The organism is Bradyrhizobium sp., from assembly GCF_019242285.1.
Classification (GTDB): Bacteria; Pseudomonadota; Alphaproteobacteria; order Rhizobiales; family Xanthobacteraceae; genus Bradyrhizobium.
On record NZ_JAFAVV010000037.1, the window covers coordinates 1 to 2,168 of the forward strand.

Genomic DNA, 2,168 nt, shown 5'->3' on the forward strand with positions numbered 1-2,168 from the left:
GCGTCGCACGAGGCGGTGAGGCAGCGGCTGGCCGATCACGGCTACTACTCGCCCGCAGTGTGACGCCGCATGTTCGAGGATCTCATTCCATCGGCGTCGGCCCAAACGTCCGCGCCGCCGCCCGGCCTGTTCGACGATCTGATCCCGGCCGGCGATGCTGGGGGCGTGGCACAAGCAGCAAAGGTTGCTGCGCCGGGGGGAGCGGATGAGCCAGCGCTCCCCCGCTCAACGGCCGGCACCGACCCCGGCGACGACAGAATAGAAGCGCCCACGCGCAAAGGACAGCTTGCTGTGGCGCTTTCGGGCCAAACAAACGCCGGCGACGACACATCGGCGCCGCCCGGCCTGTTCGACGATCTGATTCCGGCCGGCGCGATAAAGGGGGCGACCATCAACGGTCTGTTTGGGGGCCCTAGTCCAGTGGAGCTTCCCTCTGGATTTGTTGCTGGGATCACGGACATTCCACGCGAGATGGCAGCCTCGACTCGGGAGGCGTGGGAAAATCTTCGTCGCACACTGCCGTCGTCGCTTGGCGGCGATCGCGACATGGCGAGCGAAGGCACACTGGAGAGTCTTGGCCGCACCGGCCAAGGGCTGCTTGCTGCCGCAGCTCTCCCGTTTGCGCCATTACAGGGGGCCGCTCGTTCCCTGATGGGCCATCCCATGGTGGCGGTCGACCAAGCGCTGCGGCGCGAAGCGGTTGGTCTCTACGGCGAGGATAAAGTTCGCGACGCGGAATTGGCGACCGGGCAGACACCGGGGGGCATGACCTACGACGAGGCTCGTCGAAATGCTGATACTGCGCTCTCGCTCATTGCACCGCGACGCGGATCACCAGCAGGACTAGAAAGTCGCCAGCTTCCGGCGCCCAAAGAAGTTGGCGAGGTCGTTCAGCCGCCAACTGAAAAAATTGGCGAGCCTGGTCGGCCGCCACCCGAAGAAGCCGAAACCCGTCGGCCGCCGCCCGACCAGGCTGGCGCAGAGACCACGGGTCCCCCGCCTGATCAAGGCCAGTTATCGCAAAACGGCGCCCCTTCGGGCGCCGTTTCTGTTTCTGGGCGAGGAGAGGAGCTACCCCCGCGACGTAAACTCCCGGCGGACCGCATAAAGGGATATCCTGAAGAGCTTGGACGTGGTCCCATCGGGGATGATGGTTATGCGTTAGAAGGCCACCACGAGGGGCAAGTCCATGGTGGAGTCTGGGTTGAGATTACCAGGACGGAACATCGGCTTGGCAAGAACTTTAAACGGCTCCATGCTAACACCGGTCAAGAGAAATCAAAGGTTGAACCCAATCGAAGAAAACGCGAGGCATATGCATTTTGGTCTAAGGATCAACGAGAGGGACGATTTGATCATCTTCCACGGTTGCCCAAAAGCGAAAAGATCCAGATGCAGGATGCTGCTAGAGTTCGGTTGGAAGAGGATGATAATAATGGAGGCCCGCGATGACTTTCGAATGCTCCTTTTCTTCAAAAAATGTAAGTCATGAACTGACAATCGATGACGATGGTCGAGCCTGCTATGCGTATTTGTTCGATGCCGATGGAAATAGAGTGGCGGACGTATGGCTCTACAATCGTGTCGCCGCTCCGAGCAACTTTGATGATGCCCGTCATGGTCTTCCGCCGCGCAACCCTGTTCCGTTTGTAAGCGATGCGGAGTTTTCCCCACCGAAGTCGCCGGACGAGTTCTCCGTCCAATGGTGGCATGAGGGTGGCACATACCATGCTCGAGTTTTCGTCCGAAATAATTTGATAGCCATTTTGGCGCCTGGCACGATTCCGGGTTGGTCGGTGCTGGCGAAGAAAGATGGACCGGTCGCGAAGGTTCTGATCCCATCGTCAATAAATATTGCCAACATAGTTCGCGACATCCGCTCCATTAACGCCCTCAAGGGAGACCGAGAATATGCGAATGTGATGGAGGAAATGACCGCGACGGATCACCGAACCCGAGTGAATTTCAGAGCTAAACATCCGCATCCGGAAAGAAGACTACCAAAAGAGGAACGTCGGCGTATCAGGATGCAACATCGAGCAGCTTGGAGCCACGATTGGAATGCGGGTAGATATGATCATCTGCCCAGTTTGAGGCCGGGCAACGCCTCCGAGAATCGGATACGAAAAAGGTCCGATCGGCCGCTGAAGCTGCGTACCGGGGCGACC

2 protein-coding genes are annotated in these 2,168 nt (G+C 59.1%); both read left to right on the forward strand.

Going from position 1 to position 2,168, the window contains the following annotated elements:
* Window positions 1-69 precede the first annotated feature (69 nt).
* Window positions 70-1,452, forward strand: coding sequence for a hypothetical protein (locus JOY90_RS01710; protein WP_291689446.1), 1,383 nt, complete (start codon window positions 70-72; stop codon window positions 1,450-1,452).
* On the forward strand, window positions 1,449-2,168 hold a 720-nt coding region (locus JOY90_RS01715; RefSeq protein WP_291689447.1), incomplete at its 3' end, for a hypothetical protein. The genes JOY90_RS01710 and JOY90_RS01715, both read left to right, overlap by 4 nt.